Here is a 19,219-nt window from a genome sequence, read left to right on the forward strand (position 1 = left end):
CGGGCGCGATATCGTGGTCTGCCCGGTTTCACAAGCGGCAGGAGGGAGCGAAAGTGCCCTTTATTGGGACAAGATGATGAACGCTTCTAAAGAATGCCTGATCCTCAATGGCCGTGCGTTTTTACGCCTCGACGCCGCAGCGCTTCGCGCTTCTTGCGAGGAAGATTCTTGAGGTAGACTATGGAAGGAACAAGAATCATCATAGCAATCAGAAAGTACGCTACTTCTTCGCGTGTAATGCTGGCCAATTCAGCTCTCCCGTTAGCTAACCGCCACCTTCCAAAAGAAAAATGGCGGCCCTTTCAGACCGCCATTTCCATCCGTTCCGAGAACCGATTAGTTGCTGTCGCTGTCGTCGTCGCCGTCGACTGCGATAACAACACCGGCAACAACTGCAGCAGCAGCCAGGACGCCGACCAGAGCGCCGCCCTGAAGCTTGCTGGCCTTCTTCGAGGAAGTGGCAGCCTTCACGTTCGACGCGTTAGCGACCGAGAGCGACGAGGCCGAGTTTGCCAGAACCGGGGTAGCCACCAGTGAAGATGCAACGACACCGGCAACAAGCAGATTGCTAATACGCATATCTTTTTGTCCTTTTTAAAAACACAACTCCAACTATCCGCTATCATCGGCAGCCAGGTCATGCAAGCGGCTTCATGGTCTTTGCGGAATGCCGTGTCCAGTGTTGATTTTACACAACAATCCTAAAACTTGTGACACAGCCCTGATTAACTTTTATACACCCGCCTTTGCGCAGATGCAGCCTCGCAACCGGAAATTTGCCTGGAGTGGCAGCATAGCAACATCAACTATACAGAAGATCGCACGCCGGTGCATAACAAATATCAAGATATATATTGCTGATGAACTTGCGCACTATTCAAGACTTTTGGCGGGAACGCGGGGTGGGCGAATCGGTTCCAAACCTCTGCCGCACGTCGCAAAAACTATCTTCCCACAAGGCCGACAGCACGTGAAAACCTGTGCTCTTTCAAATGCCAGAAGAAGGTTGATGCTGCGCTTCAAATCTCTCCTTCTCGCCGCAGCGATGATCGTCGGCCCTGCTCCGGTGACTGCAGGGCCCGACAGCGCCTTGTTCGAGGATATTCGTGCCATCGACAGCGATCTGGCACGGATCGGCGAAAGGCTGGCCGTCGCAAATGCCGCCTTGTGTGATCGCCAGAAGCCCGGCCTGGGACTGCTGCTACACACGCCGGAGCAGTATGCGCCCGAAACCCGCGAGGCGGCGATACGTCATTTTCAGATCGACGGCCCCGTCGGGGTGGAGGCGGTCCTGGAAAATAGCCCCGCAGCGATGGCAGGCCTGCGCGCCGGGGACACGCTGCTGGGGATCGAGGCGATTCGCTTTGCCCCGCCCCGGCGGGATGCGAAGGCGAGCACCGCGGCTCTCATCAAGGTCGAAAAGCAGATCGCCGAACTACCCGCAGATCGACCGCTCAGGCTTTATGTCCGGCGGAACGGCAGCGATACGAATTTCACGGTGAAGCCCAAACCATCCTGCCGAACCCGCTTCGAGCTGGCGGTCGGTCCTGAGTTTGCGGCGCAGGCCGACGGAGAGATGGTGCAGATCGGAAGCCGCTTCTTCGCCGAGTACCCGGACCTGGTCCCCGCACCCATCGCGCACGAGCTCGCCCACAACATACTCCGCCATCGGGAGCGGCTTGAGGCCAGGGGGGTCAGCTTCGGCCTTCTCTCAGGCTTTGGCCGGAACGTCCGCTACTTTCGGCAGACAGAGCTGGAGGCAGACATCCTGTCCGTGTCGCTGCTTGCCAACGCCGGCTACGACCCTGCCATCGCTCTGCGCTTCTGGAGCCGCTTTGGTCCCTCGCAGGACATGGGGCCGTTAGGCAGCCGCTCCCATCCGGCCTGGAGAGACAGGGTCGCCACGATGGAACGGGCGATCGCCGGCCTGGGCGCTGCACGCCCGCATCGGCCCGCCATTCTCGACACAAGAGATCGGCCGCTCGACGGCGATTGGCAGTCTCTTCTGGTGAAGGCGCAATAAACAAAGCGGAACAGCTGGGCCCTCGCCGATCCAGCCACGCTTGCCCGTCAACGCTACCGGACGAAAGCGGCCTGCGTCGACACCCCTGGTGCGCATCGGTCTGATGCACACATCATGCGAAAGGCCCGAGGGCGGTCAATCACCCCCGCACACGCGCCTGCCTGTATGTCCCCAGCGGCCGCACATATTTGCAATGGAAGGCCAGTTCCTGCAGCGCCAGGTCCACACGCGGATCCCCCGGGGCCCCCTCGATGTCGGCGTAGAAAGTCGTCGCGGCGAAGCTTGCACCGATCTGGTAGCTCTCCAGCTTGGTCATGTTCACGCCGTTCGTGGCGAAGCCTCCCAAGGCCTTGTAAAGCGCCGCCGGAATATTCTTCACCTCGAAGATGAAGGTCGTCACCGCCTGTACGTCGCTCAGGAGAAATGGGTCGAGTGGTTCGCGGGCGAGGACCACGAATCGCGTGGTATTGTTCGCGGCATCCTCGACATTGTTCTCGATCACGTCGAGCCCATAGAGCTCCGCCGCGAGCCTTGGCGCAATGGCGCACGCCTCCTGCTCGCCCTTCTCCCGAACCAGCGCCGCGGCGCCCGCCGTATCGGCATAGGCCATGGGAACGATGCCCCGCTCCCGCAAGTAATGGCGGGACTGCCCCAGCGCCTGCGGATGGCTGTAGGCGGCGGCGAACGGCCCCCGCGCGCCGGGCAACGCCATCAGGGCGTGGTGAATGGACATGAAATGTTCACCCACGATGGCCAGTCCGCTTTCCGGCAGCAGAAAGTGGATGTCCGCGACCCTGCCATGCTGGGAATTCTCGATCGGGATGATGGCCCGATCCGCGCGTCCTTCCTTCACCGCGTCCAGCGCATCCTCGAACGAGAAGCATGGCAGCGGCAGGCACGCGGCGTCGTATTCGAGCGCCGCGCGGTGGCCATTGCACCCCGGGGCCCCCTGGAACGAAACGGCGCGAACGGGCTGCGCGGCAGCGGTGGCTTCCATCTCGCTGACAAGAGCAATGGCGGGCTGGGGATAGGCATGCATGACGTGCGCGCGATTAGGCGTAGCAACGAGGTTGCGCAATGGCGGAAATCGGCAATGGCACTTGCTTTGACCCAAGGCGGACAGTAGAGCCGCACACCAACAGGATGAGCTAATAATCACCCGCGGGGCATGCTGAATGGACGATCGTTTCAATACAATCGCCGGTTGGACTCTGTTTGCAGGCATCGTAGGCCTGGGACTGAGCATCACCAGCTCGATGTATTTCCAAGCTGACAAGCATCATGCCCCGGAAACTCCCGGGTACGAAGTCGAAGGCGTCGCCGAAGAAGGAGAAGGCGGCGGCGAAGTTCCTATCGCCAATCTGCTGGCTGCAGCCGACGTGGCGAAGGGTGAGGCCACCTTCGCGAAGTGCACCTCGTGCCACACCATCAATGCAGGCGGGGCGAACGGCATTGGGCCCAATCTCCACGGCGTCCTTGGTGAACCTGTCGGCCAGGGTGCCGGCGGCTACCCGTTCTCCGATGCCTTGAAGAGCAAGGGCGGCACCTGGACGTTCGAGATGATGAACGACTGGCTCAAGAGCCCGAAGGCGTTCGCTCCGGGCACCAAGATGACCTTCGCCGGCCTCTCGAAGCCGGAAGATCGCGCCAACGTCATCGCGTTCCTGAATTCGCAGGGTTCCAATCTGCCGCTGCCGGCTCCTGAGGCTGCTCCCGCCGCCGATGCCGCAGCGGAAGGTGATGCCGCCGCCGCTCCCGACGGAGAGGCTACCGGCGTTCCGGCCGAACCGGCAGACGCGGCGAACCGCGCGGTCGGTACCGTCGGCGAGTAACGAGTCCGGCACCGCCGGCTGAAAACGGTCCGCTAGCGCCACCGAGTCGCTAGCGGGCCGTTTTCGTCCGAGAGACATGCTCCCGCCTTACCGCGCGTCGAGCCCGGTGGCGTCAGCCCTTGAACCCCTTGGCGATCACGTACCATTCCGAGGAATCCTTGCGGCTAGCCGGCGGCTTGGCGTGCTTGACGCTCGTGAAATGCTTTTTCAGCAGCGTCAGGAGCTGCGTGTCGGTTCCTCCGGCGAGAACCTTTGCGACGAACGTTCCGCCGGGCGCGAGATACTGAATGGCGAAGTCCGCCGCCGTCTCCACCAAGCCCATCGTACGCAGGTGGTCCGTCTGCTTGTGTCCGACGGTGTTGGCCGCCATGTCCGACATGACCAGATCGGGAGCCCCGTCAAGCGCGCCTTCCAGCGCGGCCGGTGCCTCATCCGCCATGAAGTCCATCTCGAAGATGGTCACGCCTTCGATGGGGTCGGTGGGCAGAAGGTCGATGCCGACGATCTTCGCCTTCGGGCGTTTCAGCCGCAGCACCTGACTCCAGCCCCCCGGTGCGATGCCCAGGTCCACCGCGCGCTCCACGCCCTTGAAGAGGTCAAACTTCTCGTCCAGTTCGATCAGCTTGTAGGCTGCACGGCTGCGGTAGCCGTCGGCCTTGGCCTTCTTCACGTAAGGATCGTTGAGCTGGCGGGTCAGCCATCGCGCCGAACTGGTGGAGCGCTTCTTGGCGGTGCGAAGACGTTCGCCGGGGTCGCGGCCAGACCGGCTCATCGGGCGTGTACTGCGTTGCGGATCGTGTGTGACATGGTTCGTATTCCGGAAGCTCGCTCCGCGCCTGAAAGCGGGCTGTGCGAGGCAATGAGGCTGCGCAGGATGCCCTCGCGTATGCCGCGGTCGGCAACGCCAAGCCTGGCTGCGGGCCAGAGGTCGAGTATGGCTTCAAGGATCGCGCAGCCGGCGACGACGAGATCGGCCCGTTCACGCCCGATGCAGTTCAGTTCGCGCCGCTCCTCGATCGCCATCGCCGAAAGGCGCGAACTGATGCCCCGCATGGACTCCGCCGGGACGATGAGGCCGTCGACCATGCGGCGGTCGTACTGCGGCAGCTCCAGGTGGAGGCTGGCGAGCGTCGTGACCGTGCCGCTGGTGCCGAGGAGCCGCAGCGGGCCCTCCTGGCTGGCACTCTCCCGCGCGGGAGCCACCCGCTTGGAGAACGCGGCGAAACTCTCCGCAACGAGGCTGTGCATGTAGCGGTAGCGGGCCAGGCGTTCATCCCGCGTGGTGCCCTCCGGCCCGCAACTCTCAGTCAGGGAGACCACGCCCCAAGGCACGCTCTGCCAGTCTAGGATACGGGGCACCGTGCCGGTGCTTTCGATCAGCACCAGTTCGGTGGAGCCGCCGCCGATGTCGAAGATCATCGCAGGCCCGAAACCATCTTCCAGCAGCACGTGGCAACCCAGCACGGCCAGCCGCGCCTCCTCGCGTGCCGAGATGATGTCCAGCGCTATGCCGGTTTCCTGGCGCACCCGCTCAATGAATTCAGCACCATTGCATGCGCGGCGACAGGCTTCGGTGGCAACCGAACGCGCAAGGTAGACGTTGCGCCGCATCAGCTTGTCGGCACAGACCCGCAACGCCGAAAGCGTCCGCTCCATCGCCGCGTCCGACAGACGTCCCGACTGCGCGATACCTTCTCCCAGCCGCACGACGCGACTGAAGGCGTCGATCACGGTGAAGTTCTCACCGGACGGGCGCGCGATCAGGAGCCGACAGTTGTTCGTTCCCAGATCGATCGCGGCATAGGCCTGCCGGCCCGACAGCGGGCTGGCAGACAGAGGCTGCCCGGAGGGTGCCCCAGCGGCCGCTGCCGGAGCCTTGCGGACCTGCGGAGCCGCCGCCTCGGACGGGCCCGCCTTGTTTTCTGCGCGCGGCGCCTTGCCTGCCTCGGATTTCCCGGCGCTTCCTGATGGGCGCGCCTTCGCCTTGGCTGCCGTACCGGCGGACTTGGGGTTGCCTGGTGCTTTCGCCCTTCCCCTTCGCCCCTTGCGTTTTCGCGCCGGTCGCCCCGGCGCTTCAACTTTACCCGACACTTCGACTTTAGCTGCCGGCGGATCGTGCTCCGCCATGATATCGATACTCTTCAAATGTCTTCCCGCCGATCGGGCGGGCACCTGAGCACGATGCTAACGACCTGCGGCCCAACCGGCAAGGGCTGCACTTTTCTATGAAACAAGGAGCTTGACCCGAATCAATCGCCCTACTACAGGGCGCCCTCCGGTTGCCCCGTCGTCTAATGGTAAGACTACGGATTCTGATTCCGTCTATCGAGGTTCGAATCCTCGCGGGGCATCCAATCTCCCATATCAGCCGATCTCAACCAAGCGCAGCGCGCCCCTGCGTAGGCGTTGGTTCTTCTGGCATTTGCGTCTTACCCCGTCTCAGCCAAGCCCAGCTCCACGGGATACTTTGCCTTTCACACAGGTGCGCAGAGCTTTCTGCAGCCGTGATGAAAAACGGCGATGGTGTAGGCGCGATTCGCGCGTCCGCATCAGGCATCTGGCGGGGCCGCGAATTCGGCGGATCTTGCACTTATCGGCGGTCACCGGACTTTCGCGCTCCGCACGAAGGAGACAAGGGCGTTTTCTCGCTCAGCATCCTGGAAGCTCCGACGAATTTCGCTGGCGCCAGAGCGCGGTCGGTGAAGCGAACCTTGCACACGGCACCGCGGAAGAAGTTGACGCGGTTGTAGCGGACTCCCACGGAGGTATTGCCCGGCCCCTGCGGCGTGAAGCCTGAGACCTTCGCCTCACTCTCCAGCACCCCGTTGACATAGCTGCGGTACATCGTGCCGTCGAAAGTCTGCGCAACGTGGTACCAGCGGCCGATGGGATGCAGCTTCTCCGGGTCGATCAGGACCTGCGAATAGCCCTTCCCCTTGATGAAGCTGTCCAGATACCAGGACTGGCCGGTCACACGGATCTCGAACAGCAACCGGGTCTGGTTTGCCGGATCGTCGGAGGCGAGATGTAGCCAACGCTGTTCGAATGCACCGCCGTCGGGCCGGAACACCGCCTCCACGGTGAACTGGCGCGCCCCGGCGAGAGGATGACGGGGAAGATAAAGGGCGTCGTCCACCCCATCGAAGGCGATGGCGCCATCCTCGACCACCGGTGAGCCGATGACCTGAGTGGATATCCCTCCAATCCGGTCGAGGCGGTCGAAATTCCACGTCTCCTGTTTTGCCTGCACGGAAGCAGGAAGGGCTGCCAGCGCCAGCACGCACATGCCCGGTATGCGATGCATCAGTGGTTCTCCCTGCCCAGCACGACGACATCGTTCCGGCGCGTGACCTCCGCCACGCCGGAAGTGACCCGGACATGCAGGGTTTCCGGCGCACCGGCCGGAACGGCAAGAGCGATCCGCGCCGTTTTGGGCGCCAGGTCCGTCGGCGCCTCAAGCGCAGGCACCGCAGCAGTGGCAAGCGCCCTGCCCTCGGGCGTCTCAAGCGTCACCGTGCCCGCAGGCGCCGCCACCGAACCGAGGCTGTGGACGGTCACCGTCACCCGGTTGCCCTTGCGCACGACGTCGTCCGTGCCGATGCCGAGGTCCGGGCGGTGCTCGGGCTGGACGGCCGCCTTCTCCTTCAGGCGGAAGGTCATGACCGTGGTGGTGCCCGGCGCGAAAGAGACCGGCAGGGAGCCGCTGCGCTCCAGCTCAATCTCACGGTGGGTCACGTCTCCCTGCGCGACATCGCCGCCATCAGGGGCAAGGCCCTGCGTCATCTCCCAGGTCCCGGCCACGACATTCCAGGTGCCCATCTCCGCATGCTGTTCGCGGGCGGTGGTGTTGTAGCCTATGACGGTGAACTGCTCGGGCGTCGCATCACGCACGAGAATCGCAACCTTCACGGCGCTTTCCGGATCGGCAAAACGCCAGCTCACCGCATTGCCCGGATAAGTCTGGTTCCGCTTGAGAGCGATGCCACCCAGCCGTTCGCGCTGCAGATATTCGTTGGGTGCATCGACACGGTCGCTCCACCAGTGGCCTTCGGTGTACATGTACATGTGCTGCGCCTTGTCGGAGATGCCATGGGCGTTGAGCGCCTCCAGCCACGCCTTGTCACCGGTTGTGTTCCAGGCTTCGAACCGGGCGAAGTCGTCACCGCTGCGCGCGCGGCGCAGCATGACGTCGCTCGCGAAGTCGCGCTTTCCCAGAAGGGTCAGCGCGTTTTCGTTAATCTCCGTCAGGGCGCCGAAGTTGTCCTTGCCGACGCGGCCGAGAATCGGGCGCAGGTACTTGTCGTCACCTGTGAAGCGCCACGCCGCCCAGGCCGACTGCATCGGAAGCGAGGCGCCGCCGCCGTCGCCGGGGCGTTCGGTATCATGCAGGAAGCTGATGTCGTTGGGGAATGTCCAGAGCCCGTCCGCCCCCTGCTTGCCATGCGCGAGCAGCCCGTCCATCAGCCCGGTGACCAGCCCGCGCGCGGTGGGATCGGCGTTGTAGGTGCCTAATAGCACAGGCGTGTGCATGACGACGAAGCCATAGGGCTTCTGCCAGGCCCAGGGGTCATCCATATAGATCCTGCGCCCACCGTACCAGCTGGACGAGATGTGCATGTGGCCCGCCGGGTTCGTGCGGATCACGCGGCCGAGCGCCTTTACAGTGGCCATCATCCGTTCGACCGCCTTGGGCTCCCCCCAATTGAGGTAGAGTCGCTCGGCGTCCGAATTGATGCCTTCCTCGTAGACGTGCAGTTCGTCGGTAGTGATGGCGCTGAGGCCGTCGACGATCATTCCATTCTTGTAGACGGCGTCCGAAAGCGCCCGCAGCGAAGCGTTGATCTTGTCCGGATCGACGCCCATCAACGCCAGCCCCGGCCACTGCTGCGTCAGGTCGGTATCGTCGGAAATGCCGCCGCCGAAGTCGCCGTAGGGCACCTGCCTCTTGTCGATCCACCAGTTCACGAACTGGCGCGTCAGCTTCAGGTCTTCCAGCTGGCGGAAGGCCCAGAGCGGCATTCCGGCCGGCGGCTCGGGCTGGACGAAAGGCGGCAGCTGCGCTTCGGAATAACCGATGTCGGCCCAGTAGCGGCGGGCTTCCAGATTGCCGGGATCGACGCGCAGCAGGTCCGTGATGTCCCCGTAGAGCCGGCGGTAGAGCGCCGCCCGCTTGGATGCGGTGTGTTCCTCGACGAGGAACGCCCAATTGTCCTTCACCTGATTGAAACGATCGGCGACGTGCTCCACCTTGGCCGCCTCCCGATCCTTGAAGATCATCTGCACGGTCATTCCGTCCAGCGACTTCGTGCCGAAATCCGGAGCGGCCGAGGCGATCGTGAGGTATAGACTATCGGCGGTCAGAATGCGGTCGCGCAGGTCCAGCCAGAGGGTGCGCGGCTGCCCGGGGCGGACCGAAACCTGCACGTCGATCAGATCACGGTCAGGCCAGATCGGATCCTTCACGCGGATGTCGAGAGGGATCACGCCCTTCGCATCGGGTTCCGCGTCGATCGGCGGCAGGACGATGGCGATGCCGTCCAGACCGTCGTGGACGTTCTCCCAGCCGTAGTTCCACGCCCGCGCGAGCGGACGGTCCGCAGGCGCATCGCCGAAGTTGGAGGGGATCAGGACATGCACGATCGGCAGAGCCCCTGCCGAGGGCTGCGCGGTGCCGGACCCGGCCGCGCTGCCTGCGCCGACGGCCGCCTTCACCCCGCTCGTCGGCAGCGCCACGACGGTCGCGCGTTCATGCGCGGGATAGCGCCCGGCGATATGGGCGTTGAGCGCCTCCAGCGCTCCCAGATCCGCTGCGGCATCGGTGCGTACGGTGTAGCTCAACTGGAACGTGCCCCTGGGAACGTCGCCGGCGTGGATGCCGTAGGCCCAGATCTCCTGGATCGGCTGTTCCTGCATCACGTTGGTGAAGCGCAGCGTCCCGCCCTTCCGTGTGGGTACGTCAGTCAGCGAACGCACCACGCCGCGCGGGCGCGTCGCCAGCTTCTGCCAGGCTGACCTGCCATCCGCCGACCATTCCAGCTCGCCATAGGCCGCGCCGCGGATTTCGACGCGGTTGAAGCTGGCATTCTGGGGCAGGGTCAGCTCGTAGGCCTTGCCGCCATCGACATAGACGTTCCAGTCGGGAAGCTCGAAATAGTCGTTCCGCCCCGGCAGGCCCGATCGGTTATAGACGCCGGGCCAGGTCGTCTCGGCGATGCCGTCCACCCCTTTCCACATCCATTGCTTGAGATCCTTGGCGTCGGCAAACTCGATCTTGCGTACGGTGGTGACAGGATCGCTCAGCACCGGCGGGCTCTGCGTGTCCCAGCCGAAGCGGTGCAGCCAAGCCTTTCGCAGGTCGGGCCTGGACGCAACAGGCTTCACGTCCTGGCGGTTCGCCAGCTGCGCCACTTGCGCGCCGTCGAGCATGTGATCGTAGACGCGTACGTCGTCGAGATCGGACCCGCGCATGAAATTGTAGCGGCTCTGCACCTGATGCGGGGCGATGACGCGGCCGGCCAGACCGAACTGGTCCAGCGCCATGTCGAGGTCGGCCGCCTGCGCCTTCGCGGCGACTTCCCGGCCGTCCCAGAACAGCTTCACCCCGGCGTTCTCATCCCAGGCGAAGGCGATATGATGCCACGCGTCCGGAGACAGCTTTTCGGCAGAACCGGTCGTAGGCAATGTCCAGCTGACGCGCACGCGCGAGAGGTTGGCATCGGTGACGAAGGCATCGAAGCCGCTGCCGTTCCAGTCGATCCGCAGGAACGCCATGTCCCAACTGGAATGATCCCCTGCGCTGGCGCGGAAGATCACGAAGGGGGCCTCTCCCACCGGCGTATGGCTGCGCCAGAAGAACGACAAGGTGCCCCGCTGCGCATAGATGTTGCCCGGTGCCTGCCACGCAACGTAGCCCCCGTCACTCCAGCGCCCCGCCCCGCCGATGGCGCCGTCGCTCACGACCGACACGTCGCTCCTGAAATTGGGGCGCGCCTCTCCGCCGGCGATGCTGGCGTCGAAACCGGTGTCGAGCGGCGCGTGAAAAAGAAGCCCGCTCGCCTCCTCGGCATCGGCCGTTGAAGCCGAACCGCAGATGCCCGCGGCAACCAGGGCAATCAGCGATGTCTTCAGATAGCGGGTAATGCGCCGATCACGCTGCCACATAGTCGATCCTCTTCCCGGGCTGGGCATCAGGCGTGCCCCAACAAGTTATACGCTTGGTATCCGGCCCTGATGATACCGGTGTCAATAGCCGATGCTCGATGTTTTTCCCGGATAATTCCTCCCGAATGATCGGCCCCTGGTGGCAGAGAGGAGGGCGTCAGGCGGGGGGAGCGGCGTCAGACTGGCGCAGAACCAGTTCAAACCCCATTCGGGTATGACGCGGCGACGGACTGCGGCCGTCACGAACCGTCCGGATGTCGTCCACCAAGAGTTGCACCGCCGCGCGGGACATGTCGGCGATGGGCTGGCGTATGGTCGTCAGCTCCGGCCAGGTCGTCGTCGCCTGGGGCGCATCGTCGAAACCGACCACGCTTAGATCGCCCGGCACATCAAGCCCCAGCCGATGCGCGACCGCTACCGCCGCTGCCGCCATGTCGTCATTGCTGGCGAAGATGGCAGTTGGGGGAGGCACGAGGGCCAGCAGCCGTTGCGCTGCCTCAAGCCCCGATCGGTAGGTGAAGAGCCCCTGCACCACCAGTTCAGGTTCGGAGGCGAGCTGTTCTTCGCTTAAGGCATCGCCATAGCCTTGCAGGCGCAGCGCCGACGCTGTCTGGTCCGGAGCGCCGGAGATGAAGCCGATGCGCCGGTGCCCCAGCTCTGTCAGGTGGCGTGTCATGGCCGCTGCCGCGGCGCGGTCGTCGATGCTGACGGAGGACAAACCAGCCGGCGGACGGCCCGAGGCGACCACGACCGCGGGAATCTCGGCTTCCTGCAGGAAGCGGTGGATCGCATCGGCGTCGCAGAGCGGCGGCGGCAGGATCACACCGTCCACCCCGCCTTCGACCAACCGCTGCACGATGGCGGCCCGCTCTTCCGGCCTCTCGCAGAGTTGCACCACCAGTTGCACGTTCGCGCGGCTGGCCTGGTCCAGGCTGCCGACAAGAAACTCGTTCAGGTATCCTGCGCTCGGGTTGCTGTAGAGCAGGCCAATGCGGATCTCGCTGGCGGCGGCGAGATTGCGGGCTGCCATGCTCGGCGAATAGTTCAAGGCCTTGATCGCGGATTGCACCCGTTCGCGGGTTTCCTCCCGCACATTGGTCTTGCCGTTCATCACGCGCGATACGGTCATCAGCGAGACCCCGGCCTCGCGCGCGACGTCCGATATCGTCGGCCCGGCCCGCGAACGGCGGGAAGAACGCGCGCGCACGGGCAGGCCCTCGATTTCGTCAACCATGCGCGATCCTCTCCCGGATGGAGCCGGCGGTGCTATCCTGCGGGAGACCCGCTTGCAAATCCACCCCCATCAGCGGACGCGGATCTCCATGGCAAGGCGCTGCGTCGCACCCGCTGACAGGACCCTGCCGCCTGCCGCGGCAAAAGGCGGCCGGTTCACGGCATCGGGCATCTGGCTGGTCGGCTCCAGGCAGATGAAGTCCTTACCGGGCGGCGCGAAGACATGCAGGTAGCGCGCTTCTGGCGATGACACGATGATTGTCTTATCCCAAGTCGCCGTACCGTCCCAGCCGTGCCAGCAGTTGTCGATCATGCCGGCGCCTTGCGGCTCCGCACCCTTTGCGAAATCGCCGAAGCTATCAGCGGGCATCGCCTCGACCGGCAGATCATCCGCGTCGTTGCGCCAAACACCCTTTGCCGTGAACGCCAGCACCGCACCCGGCCTTCGCACGAGATAGGGATGATGGCCAAGTCCGCAGGGCATCGGCCTGGACGAGCGGTTGACGGCATCGAGCGTGACGCGCAGCGCGCCGTCCTCCAGCATAAAGTGCTGGGTGGCGGACCAGTCCCATGGCCAGTCGGCATCCGCTTCGTGCGTGCAGGAAAGCAGGGCGCTGTCTACGGTCTGACGGTCGACGGTCCACGTCTTCAGCCAGCCAAGGCCATGCAGCGGATGCGCGAACTCGGGAACATTCCGCGGCAGGGCGTGGTCCTCGCCGTCGAAAGTGAACCGGCCCCTGGCTATACGGTTGCAATAGGGCACCAGCGGAAATGACGCGCTGTCCAGCGGATGCGCCGCAGCGGATGCTGTCGGCCGAAGAACGGCGCGCCCGGCCACCGAAAAGCTGCCGATCGCGCCGCCCAGATGAGGCAGCAGCATCGCTTCGCTGCTGCCGGCGCGCAGGTGGATCAACCCGCCATCTCCTCCAGCGTCCGGCCGCGCGTTTCAGTGACCATGGCGCGCACGAAGAAGAACGAGAGAAGCGCGCTCATCGCGTAGAACCCGTAAGTGAGTGGAAGGCCCAGCCCCGATGCCATCGCCGGGAAGCTGACCGAGATGCCGAAGTTGGCGATCCACTGCGCAAAGCCCGAGACGGCCAGGGCCGAACCGCGGATCTGGTTGGGGAACATCTCGCCCAGCATCACCCACATGACCGGGCCCCAGCTCAGATTGAAGAACACGACGTAGGCATTCGCGGCGATCAGCGCGACAAGGCCGGTCTGGTCGGACAGCGTCAGGTGACCGTCCACGAAGGTGCCACTGGCAAAGCAGACCGCCATCGTGCCGAGCGTGACCGCCATGCCTGCCGAGCCGGCGAGCAGCAGCGGCTTGCGTCCCAGCCTGTCGATGAGCAGCACCGTCACGAGACAGGCCAGGATCGAAAGCGAACCGGACAGGATGTTGATCAGCAGCGCGTCGCTTTCGGAAAAGCCGACCGACTGCCACAGCACGGCGCCATAGTAGAACACGATGTTGATGCCGACCAGTTGCTGGAAGATGGCGATACCGATACCCGCCCAGACCAGCCGGCGCAGGCGACCGGTGGCAGGATCCTTCAAATCGGCGAAGCTGGGGCGGTGGTTATCCGCAGCAAGGCTCGCGCGAATGTCGGCGACCATGCCGGTCGCGGTAGCACTTCCGAAGATGCGCTTCAGGACGGCGTAAGCCTCGGCTTCACGGCCGCGCGCGACGAGATAGCGCGGGCTCTCCGGAATCATGAACAGCGCTCCCAGGTAGATCACGGCGGGGATCACCTGCATCCAGAACATCCAGCGCCATGCCGGAAGGTCCAGCCACAGCGGATCGGTGCTGGAACCGGCGTTCCTTGCCAGCGCCCAGTTGGCCACGAAAGCGCCCGTCAGGCCAGTGATGATCATGATCTGCTGCAGACTGGACAGCCGCCCGCGGATCGAGGCGGGCGTCACTTCGCTGATATAGACCGGTGCCAGCACGCTGGCCGCGCCCACGCCCACGCCGCCGATGAAGCGGGCGATGATGAACAGCGCGGAACTTGTCGCAGCCCCGGCGCCCAGGGCGCTGACCACGAACAGCGCCGCGCCGATCATCATGACGCTGCGCCGGCCCCAGACGTCGGCCAGCCGCCCCGCCACGAAGGCGCCGACGGCGCAGCCCAGCAGGATTGCCCCGACGTTGAGGCCGGTCCCGAGGTCGGACAAGTCGAAGGCGCTTTCCAGCCCGTCCTGCGTGCCGTTGATCACCCCGCTGTCATAGCCGAACATGAAGCCACCGATCGTCGCGACCGCAACGATCATGGCGACGAAGGCCATGTTGACCCTGCCTTCGGGCGCGAGCCCCCCATCCGTCCTGCCGATATCCACCGACGCCATCCGCTGATCCTCTTCCCGTTGTCTTGCTCGTGCCGGTCGTTCTAGACCGAAGGATATTCGGGCGCGAGCCCCGGCACCTTAACCGTGAATGTGAACAGGTCCCCGGCGGCGGGCTGCGCCGCCAGTTCGCCTTGCGACAGGCCCTTGCGCGCGGTAGTGGCGTAGACGGTGGTGAGGTCGGCACCGCCAAATGCGATCTTGGTCACATTGGCGACCGGGAATTCCACCTTGCCGAGCATCGTCCCATCCGGCGCGAAACGCACCACGCCCCAGCCCCCGAACAGCCCGACCCACACAGTACCCGCGCTGTCCACGGCCGGGCCGTCGGGGTAACCCATGCCAGGAGGCACACGCGCGAAGATCCGCGTCACGCCGGGGTGACCCTCGGCATCCACCGGCGCAGACAGGATCGTTCGCTCCAGCGTGTCGACCAAGTAGACGGTCCGCCCGTCGGGCGAGAAGGCCGGACCGTTGGTGATGACCATCGGCTTGGGCGAGAGTGCCGTGCAGACGCCCGCATGGAGGCGATAGTAGCCGCCGCTTGGCGCGTCCTCGGCATTGTCCATGGTGCCCAGCCAGACCGAACCGTCCGGGTGGACGGCGGCGTCGTTCAGGCGGTTGCCCGGCAGGTCCTGCTCCACGGCATGAAGCAGCGTGAAGGCGCCGCGGGCATGGCGGTGCACGCCCGCCTTCGCGCCGACCAGCAGCGCGCCGTCACGCAGCGGGACAACCCAGCCCGGTTCCTCGGGAGCGGCCGTACTCTCCAGCGCGCCCGTCTTCGGATCGAAGCGATGCAAACGATGGCCCTTGATATCGACGAACCACAGGCATTCGCGCGCGGCGTCCCAGACCGGCCCCTCGCCCAGCGCAGCGCCGACCTTCACGGCGACTTCGGGAATCATCATCAGCGCCAGCCCGCATCGACGAAATACTCGTGCCCGGTACACATGCGCGCATCGTCGGAGGCGAGAAACAGCGCAAGGGCTGCTACATCAGCAGGCTGCACCCGCGCCTTGAGGCACTGGGCGTCAAGGATCTCGCGCTCGCCTTCGGGCGTGTACCATCTTTCCTGCCGCGGGGTCTGGACATTCCCCGGAACGATCGCACAGACACGGATGTTGCGCTCACCCAGTTCCCGGGCCATCGCCCGGGTCATGCCCTCGATACCGGCCTTGGCCGTCTGGTAGAGCGAGAGCTGATCGAGCGCGAGGTGCCAGCTGATCGAACCGAAGTTCAGGATCACGCCGCCGCCTGCCGCTTCCATCAGAGGCACGGCAGCCTGCGCGGCAAAGAACAGGTGCCGCAGGTTCACCGCCATGCGGTCGTCCCAGTATTCGGCCGTCACGTCTTCCAGTGCATGGCGATCATCGTTGGCGGCGTTGTTCACAAGCACGTGAAGACCGCCCAGCTGGTCATGCGCCGCAGCCACCTGCGCCTTCACGAAGGCCAGATCGCGCAGATCGCCCGCAACGAAGCGCGGGGCAAACTCGACCGTATCGGCCAGATGCTCCACCAGCGCGTGCGAGGGTTCGGCTGCGATGTCGACGAAGAAGACTTTCGCTCCCTGCCGCGCGAAAGCCTCCACAAGGGCCGCACCGATGCCGGAGCCACCGCCCGAGACGAATACCCCCTTGCCCGCAAGCGATGGATAACGCGCCGTAGGCGTTTCGGGCCGGGGGGAGGCGGTGGTCAGCATGATCGTCCTTCGGGTCTGGATGAGTCAGGCCAGCGCATCGGAGCGGGTGGCGTGGCCTGCCACCGTCAGCCCGCGCAAAGCCAGGTTGCGGTAGAGAGCGGAGATGCCGGTTTCCCAGGCGGGTGCATCACGCGATGTGGTCACGGTGTTGACCAGCCTGCCCAGCCGTGCACTCGAGATGGTCACCACATCCCCCACCTTGTGCGTGAAGCCGCGCCCGGATGCATCGCGGTCCTGCGTGGGCGCGAACAGCGTTCCCAGGAACAGCACCACGCCGTCGGGATACTGATGTTCGGAGAAGCACTGGCGCAACAGCTCAAGCGGTGGGCGGCTGATCTGCGACATACGGCTTTCGCCTTCCAGCGTGAAGCCGTCGGTGCCATCGATCCGCAGCAGAACCTGCGCAGTCTCGATGTCGTCGACGCCGAAAGCCGCGTCGAAAAGGCGCACGAACGGGCCGATCGAGCAGCTGGCGTTGTTGTCCTTGGCCTTGCCCAGCAACAGCGCCGAGCGCCCCTCGAAGTCGCGAAGATTGACATCGTTGCCCAGCGTTGCGCCTATCGCCGTGCCCCCCGCATCGGCAAGGATGACCACTTCAGGCTCCGGGTTATTCCAGCCGGAATCCGACCGCACGCCGATCTCGGCGCCCGATCCGACCGTGGAAAGCACCGGCGCCTTGGTGAAGATCTCGGCATCCGGCCCGATCGCCACTTCCAGATACTGCGACCACATCCCGTCCTCAATCAGAGCCGCCTTGAGCGCCGCGGCCTCCGGACTGCCCGGCACGACGGCGCGGATGGACCCCCCGATGCGCGCCTCCAGCCCGCTGCGCACCGCTTGCGCCTTTTCCGCGTCCCCGCGCGCGCGCTCTTCGATCACGCGCTCCAGCGCGGAGACGGCGAACGTGACGCCCGCCGCCTTGACGCATTGCAGGTCGATCGGACTGAGCAGCGTGGCCATCGCCAGCACCTCCTCCACCGGCCCCACCGCCTTGCCACGCGCCGGATCGAAGGCGCCCATAGCGACGAGGTCGGAAACGGTGGGTGCAACGCCGGACATGTCGTGGACGAAGCCGCCTTCCAGCAGGACCGGGGTGGGGCCTTCCCCCAGGTCAAGCCGGCCGAGGAACAGGCCTTCACGCCAGTCCGAAGGGAGCATCGATAGAACGTCGGCCATGTCGTGAGGCTCCTTCAGAGGGCGCGGAACTTGAAATCGCGGAACCGGGCAGCCCCCTTCCCCGCAGCATAGAGGCCGGGCCGCAGCATGAGGAAGCCGCCACGGACATTGTGGTGATAGCCGGATGTCTCCATGCCCCGGTCGAAGCGCTTCCAGGTCTTCCCGCCATCGCCGCTGGTGTGGAACGAGACGATGTGGCGGTCATTGCGCACGCGCATCAGCATACGGCTACCGTGCGGATTGGCCGGCCGCCCACGCTCCAAGCCATACTGGTGTGTCACGAACTTCTGCCCGTCGAAGCCCAGACCGCAATAGAGCTGATGATCGTAGAACAGCAGCAGTCCGGCCGTGACGCCGGGATCGATCTCGATCTCGCACTGGAACTCGTAAGCGGTATCACCCGCAATCAGCAGCAGCGGCGAGGAATTGGCGGGCGCGGTGCCGCTGGCCGTGAGATGCAGGCGCTTGTCCGCCACCCGGAGGCGCTTCGCTTCGTCCGGCGCGGGCTTGAAGAAATTCCAGCGCCGCCCGATCTCCAGCGTCGAGAAGTCATCGGAAAGCGGCATGCCGTGGGGTCCGGCCTTGCTGCCCCCCTTGGGTGCGGCCAGCGGTCGCGAAAGATCGCCGCCGTCCATGCGGAACCAGCCGTCGGCCGTCCAGGTCACCGGATCGAGCAGGGTCTGGCGGCCCAGCGTCCAGAAGTCCTTCTCGAACCCGTGGTAGACCGACCACCAGTCCCCCGCCGGCCCCTCGAAAACAGTCGCGTGCCCGCGCGACCACCAGGCTTGCGATATGTCGGTGGTCCGCACGATGGGATTGTGCGGGCAGTTCTCCCAGGGACCGTGGATCGACCGGGATCGTGCGGCGATCACCATGTGACCCGTCGGTGGACCGGCGGTGCCACCCACCGCGGTCACGAGGTAGAAATATTCGCCGCGGCGCACGATCTTGGGACCTTCGGGAGAGAACCCCTCCACTTCCCAATCGTCGGGATAACGCCATGGATCGTAGACATGCTCCACCTCGCCCACGGTGGAAAGGCCGTCCTGGGCAAGGCGGATGCGGTCCCCCCCTGAAAGGAACAGCCAGCGCGAGCCATCCTCGCCCACGGCGTGGCCCGGATCGATGTGATTGGGCAAACCGAGGCTGACCGGCTCGCTCCACGGCCCTTCCGCCTTATCGGCCCACACCACGTACTGCGCGTTCGGTGAGGCCTTGACCGTGAAATAGATGAAGAAGCGCCCGGCGTGCTTGCTGATGTCCGGCGCCCAGACCGATCCAAGGTTCTTCTGCAGCGCCGCCGTGAGCGGCCGCCAGTTGATCAGGTCGCGCGAGTGCCAGACCACCAGACCCGGATAGGAATCGAAGGTCGAGAAGGTCATGTAGTAGTCCTTCCCGTCCTTCACGATGGTGGGATCGGGATGGTCGCCGGCCATCAGCGGGTTGAGGTAACGGCCGTCACCCAGATCCGCGATGCGCTGGTTGTCGAACCCGCGTCGATAGGGGGGTACAGGTCCGCTTACCCCGGCCGTTGAAGCGGTAGCCGGGCACTCGTCTTTCGCCGCGGCGCGCGAGGTCTGGACGCTGGCCAGCGACAGTGCCCCTATGCCCGCCGTCAACGCTTCCCGCCGGTCGAACTTCATGCCTCTCTCCCTTTTCGCTATTTATGCTAGCGCTATTATTCCTGGCTTTGGTGTCAACGCGAATTCGGGATGAAACATTTTCCTGAGCACTAATGCGGGCCTTCAG

The 19,219-nt window shown here is 64.8% G+C and carries 15 protein-coding genes and 1 tRNA gene; 3 read left to right on the forward strand and 13 right to left on the reverse strand.

Annotated features, from left to right (window positions below):
• Positions 1-336: 336 nt before the first annotated feature.
• On the reverse strand, positions 337-579 hold the full coding sequence (locus C2R25_RS10385) for a hypothetical protein (protein ID WP_233203911.1): 243 nt from the start codon (positions 577-579) through the stop codon (positions 337-339).
• Between the two features lie 430 nt (positions 580-1,009).
• Between C2R25_RS10385 and C2R25_RS10390 the strand changes: the two genes are divergently transcribed.
• On the forward strand, positions 1,010-2,023 hold the full coding sequence (locus C2R25_RS10390; protein ID WP_103729110.1) for a M48 family metallopeptidase: 1,014 nt from the start codon (positions 1,010-1,012) through the stop codon (positions 2,021-2,023).
• 139 nt (positions 2,024-2,162) lie between these two features.
• Here C2R25_RS10390 and C2R25_RS10395 read toward each other — a convergent pair whose 3' ends face one another.
• The gene (locus C2R25_RS10395) at positions 2,163-3,062 is read right to left on the reverse strand and encodes a prephenate dehydratase (RefSeq protein ID WP_103729111.1); all 900 of its coding nucleotides are present in this window, start codon (positions 3,060-3,062) and stop codon (positions 2,163-2,165) included.
• Positions 3,063-3,198: 136 nt separating this feature from the next.
• On the opposite strand from C2R25_RS10395, the gene C2R25_RS10400 reads away from it, so the two are divergent.
• The gene (locus C2R25_RS10400; protein ID WP_103729112.1) at positions 3,199-3,855 is read left to right on the forward strand and encodes a cytochrome c family protein; all 657 of its coding nucleotides are present in this window, start codon (positions 3,199-3,201) and stop codon (positions 3,853-3,855) included.
• A gap of 112 nt (positions 3,856-3,967) precedes the next feature.
• On the opposite strand, the gene C2R25_RS10405 is transcribed toward C2R25_RS10400, so the two are convergent.
• Both C2R25_RS10405 and C2R25_RS10410 read right to left on the reverse strand, forming a co-directional pair.
• Positions 3,968-4,627, reverse strand: a complete 660-nt coding sequence (locus C2R25_RS10405; protein ID WP_103729113.1) for an RlmE family RNA methyltransferase — start codon at positions 4,625-4,627, stop codon at positions 3,968-3,970.
• A complete protein-coding gene (locus C2R25_RS10410; protein ID WP_103729316.1) occupies positions 4,624-5,982 on the reverse strand; it encodes a Ppx/GppA phosphatase family protein in 1,359 nt (452 codons plus the stop codon). Before C2R25_RS10410 ends, C2R25_RS10405 begins: the two co-directional genes overlap by 4 nt.
• A gap of 153 nt (positions 5,983-6,135) precedes the next feature.
• On the opposite strand from C2R25_RS10410, the gene C2R25_RS10415 reads away from it, so the two are divergent.
• Positions 6,136-6,209, forward strand: a tRNA-Gln gene (locus C2R25_RS10415).
• 236 nt (positions 6,210-6,445) lie between these two features.
• On the opposite strand, the gene C2R25_RS10420 is transcribed toward C2R25_RS10415, so the two are convergent.
• The 9 genes from C2R25_RS10420 to C2R25_RS10460 all read right to left on the reverse strand — a co-directional run bounded on the left by C2R25_RS10420 (position 6,446) and on the right by C2R25_RS10460 (position 19,113).
• Positions 6,446-7,159 carry a LamG domain-containing protein gene (locus C2R25_RS10420; RefSeq protein WP_103729114.1) on the reverse strand — a complete coding sequence of 238 codons (714 nt, stop codon included), beginning with the start codon at positions 7,157-7,159 and terminating at the stop codon, positions 6,446-6,448.
• Positions 7,159-11,016 carry a LamG-like jellyroll fold domain-containing protein gene (locus C2R25_RS10425; RefSeq protein ID WP_103729115.1) on the reverse strand — a complete coding sequence of 1,286 codons (3,858 nt, stop codon included), beginning with the start codon at positions 11,014-11,016 and terminating at the stop codon, positions 7,159-7,161. The genes C2R25_RS10420 and C2R25_RS10425 overlap by 1 nt, the downstream gene beginning before the upstream one ends.
• Before the next feature lie 157 nt (positions 11,017-11,173).
• Positions 11,174-12,250, reverse strand: coding sequence for a LacI family DNA-binding transcriptional regulator (locus C2R25_RS10430; protein ID WP_103729116.1), 1,077 nt, complete (start codon positions 12,248-12,250; stop codon positions 11,174-11,176).
• Positions 12,251-12,319: 69 nt separating this feature from the next.
• Positions 12,320-13,162 carry an aldose 1-epimerase gene (locus tag C2R25_RS10435; protein ID WP_103729117.1) on the reverse strand — a complete coding sequence of 281 codons (843 nt, stop codon included), beginning with the start codon at positions 13,160-13,162 and terminating at the stop codon, positions 12,320-12,322.
• Positions 13,159-14,598 carry a sugar porter family MFS transporter gene (locus C2R25_RS10440; protein WP_103729118.1) on the reverse strand — a complete coding sequence of 480 codons (1,440 nt, stop codon included), beginning with the start codon at positions 14,596-14,598 and terminating at the stop codon, positions 13,159-13,161. Before C2R25_RS10440 ends, C2R25_RS10435 begins: the two co-directional genes overlap by 4 nt.
• 41 nt (positions 14,599-14,639) lie before the next feature.
• The gene (locus C2R25_RS10445) at positions 14,640-15,503 is read right to left on the reverse strand and encodes an SMP-30/gluconolactonase/LRE family protein (RefSeq protein WP_103729119.1); all 864 of its coding nucleotides are present in this window, start codon (positions 15,501-15,503) and stop codon (positions 14,640-14,642) included.
• The gene (locus C2R25_RS10450) at positions 15,503-16,294 is read right to left on the reverse strand and encodes an SDR family NAD(P)-dependent oxidoreductase (RefSeq protein ID WP_103729120.1); all 792 of its coding nucleotides are present in this window, start codon (positions 16,292-16,294) and stop codon (positions 15,503-15,505) included. The genes C2R25_RS10445 and C2R25_RS10450 overlap by 1 nt, the downstream gene beginning before the upstream one ends.
• Before the next feature lie 24 nt (positions 16,295-16,318).
• Positions 16,319-17,470 (reverse strand): fumarylacetoacetate hydrolase family protein, encoded by a 1,152-nt coding sequence (locus tag C2R25_RS10455; protein ID WP_103729121.1) that lies wholly within the window; start codon positions 17,468-17,470, stop codon positions 16,319-16,321.
• Positions 17,471-17,484: 14 nt separating this feature from the next.
• Positions 17,485-19,113 (reverse strand): family 43 glycosylhydrolase, encoded by a 1,629-nt coding sequence (locus C2R25_RS10460; protein ID WP_103729122.1) that lies wholly within the window; start codon positions 19,111-19,113, stop codon positions 17,485-17,487.
• Positions 19,114-19,219: the final 106 nt, after the last annotated feature.

The sequence above is a fragment of the Novosphingobium sp. HII-3 genome, assembly GCF_002916655.1.
GTDB lineage: Bacteria > Pseudomonadota > Alphaproteobacteria > Sphingomonadales > Sphingomonadaceae > Novosphingobium > Novosphingobium panipatense.

What these genes read in the sequence shown, in the direction of transcription:
- C2R25_RS10385 (WP_233203911.1), bottom strand. Translation starts at nt 579, where the DNA reads ATGCGTATTAGCAATCTGCTTGTTGCCGGTGTCGTTGCATCTTCACTG.
- C2R25_RS10390 (WP_103729110.1), top strand. Translation starts at nt 1,010, where the DNA reads ATGCTGCGCTTCAAATCTCTCCTTCTCGCCGCAGCGATGATCGTCGGC.
- C2R25_RS10395 (WP_103729111.1), bottom strand. Translation starts at nt 3,062, where the DNA reads ATGCATGCCTATCCCCAGCCCGCCATTGCTCTTGTCAGCGAGATGGAA.
- C2R25_RS10400 (WP_103729112.1), top strand. Translation starts at nt 3,199, where the DNA reads ATGGACGATCGTTTCAATACAATCGCCGGTTGGACTCTGTTTGCAGGC.
- C2R25_RS10405 (WP_103729113.1), bottom strand. Translation starts at nt 4,627, where the DNA reads ATGAGCCGGTCTGGCCGCGACCCCGGCGAACGTCTTCGCACCGCCAAG.
- C2R25_RS10410 (WP_103729316.1), bottom strand. Translation starts at nt 5,982, where the DNA reads ATGGCGGAGCACGATCCGCCGGCAGCTAAAGTCGAAGTGTCGGGTAAA.
- C2R25_RS10420 (WP_103729114.1), bottom strand. Translation starts at nt 7,159, where the DNA reads ATGCATCGCATACCGGGCATGTGCGTGCTGGCGCTGGCAGCCCTTCCT.
- C2R25_RS10425 (WP_103729115.1), bottom strand. Translation starts at nt 11,016, where the DNA reads ATGTGGCAGCGTGATCGGCGCATTACCCGCTATCTGAAGACATCGCTG.
- C2R25_RS10430 (WP_103729116.1), bottom strand. Translation starts at nt 12,250, where the DNA reads ATGGTTGACGAAATCGAGGGCCTGCCCGTGCGCGCGCGTTCTTCCCGC.
- C2R25_RS10440 (WP_103729118.1), bottom strand. Translation starts at nt 14,598, where the DNA reads ATGGCGTCGGTGGATATCGGCAGGACGGATGGGGGGCTCGCGCCCGAA.
- C2R25_RS10445 (WP_103729119.1), bottom strand. Translation starts at nt 15,503, where the DNA reads ATGATGATTCCCGAAGTCGCCGTGAAGGTCGGCGCTGCGCTGGGCGAG.
- C2R25_RS10450 (WP_103729120.1), bottom strand. Translation starts at nt 16,294, where the DNA reads ATGCTGACCACCGCCTCCCCCCGGCCCGAAACGCCTACGGCGCGTTAT.
- C2R25_RS10455 (WP_103729121.1), bottom strand. Translation starts at nt 17,470, where the DNA reads ATGGCCGACGTTCTATCGATGCTCCCTTCGGACTGGCGTGAAGGCCTG.
- C2R25_RS10460 (WP_103729122.1), bottom strand. Translation starts at nt 19,113, where the DNA reads ATGAAGTTCGACCGGCGGGAAGCGTTGACGGCGGGCATAGGGGCACTG.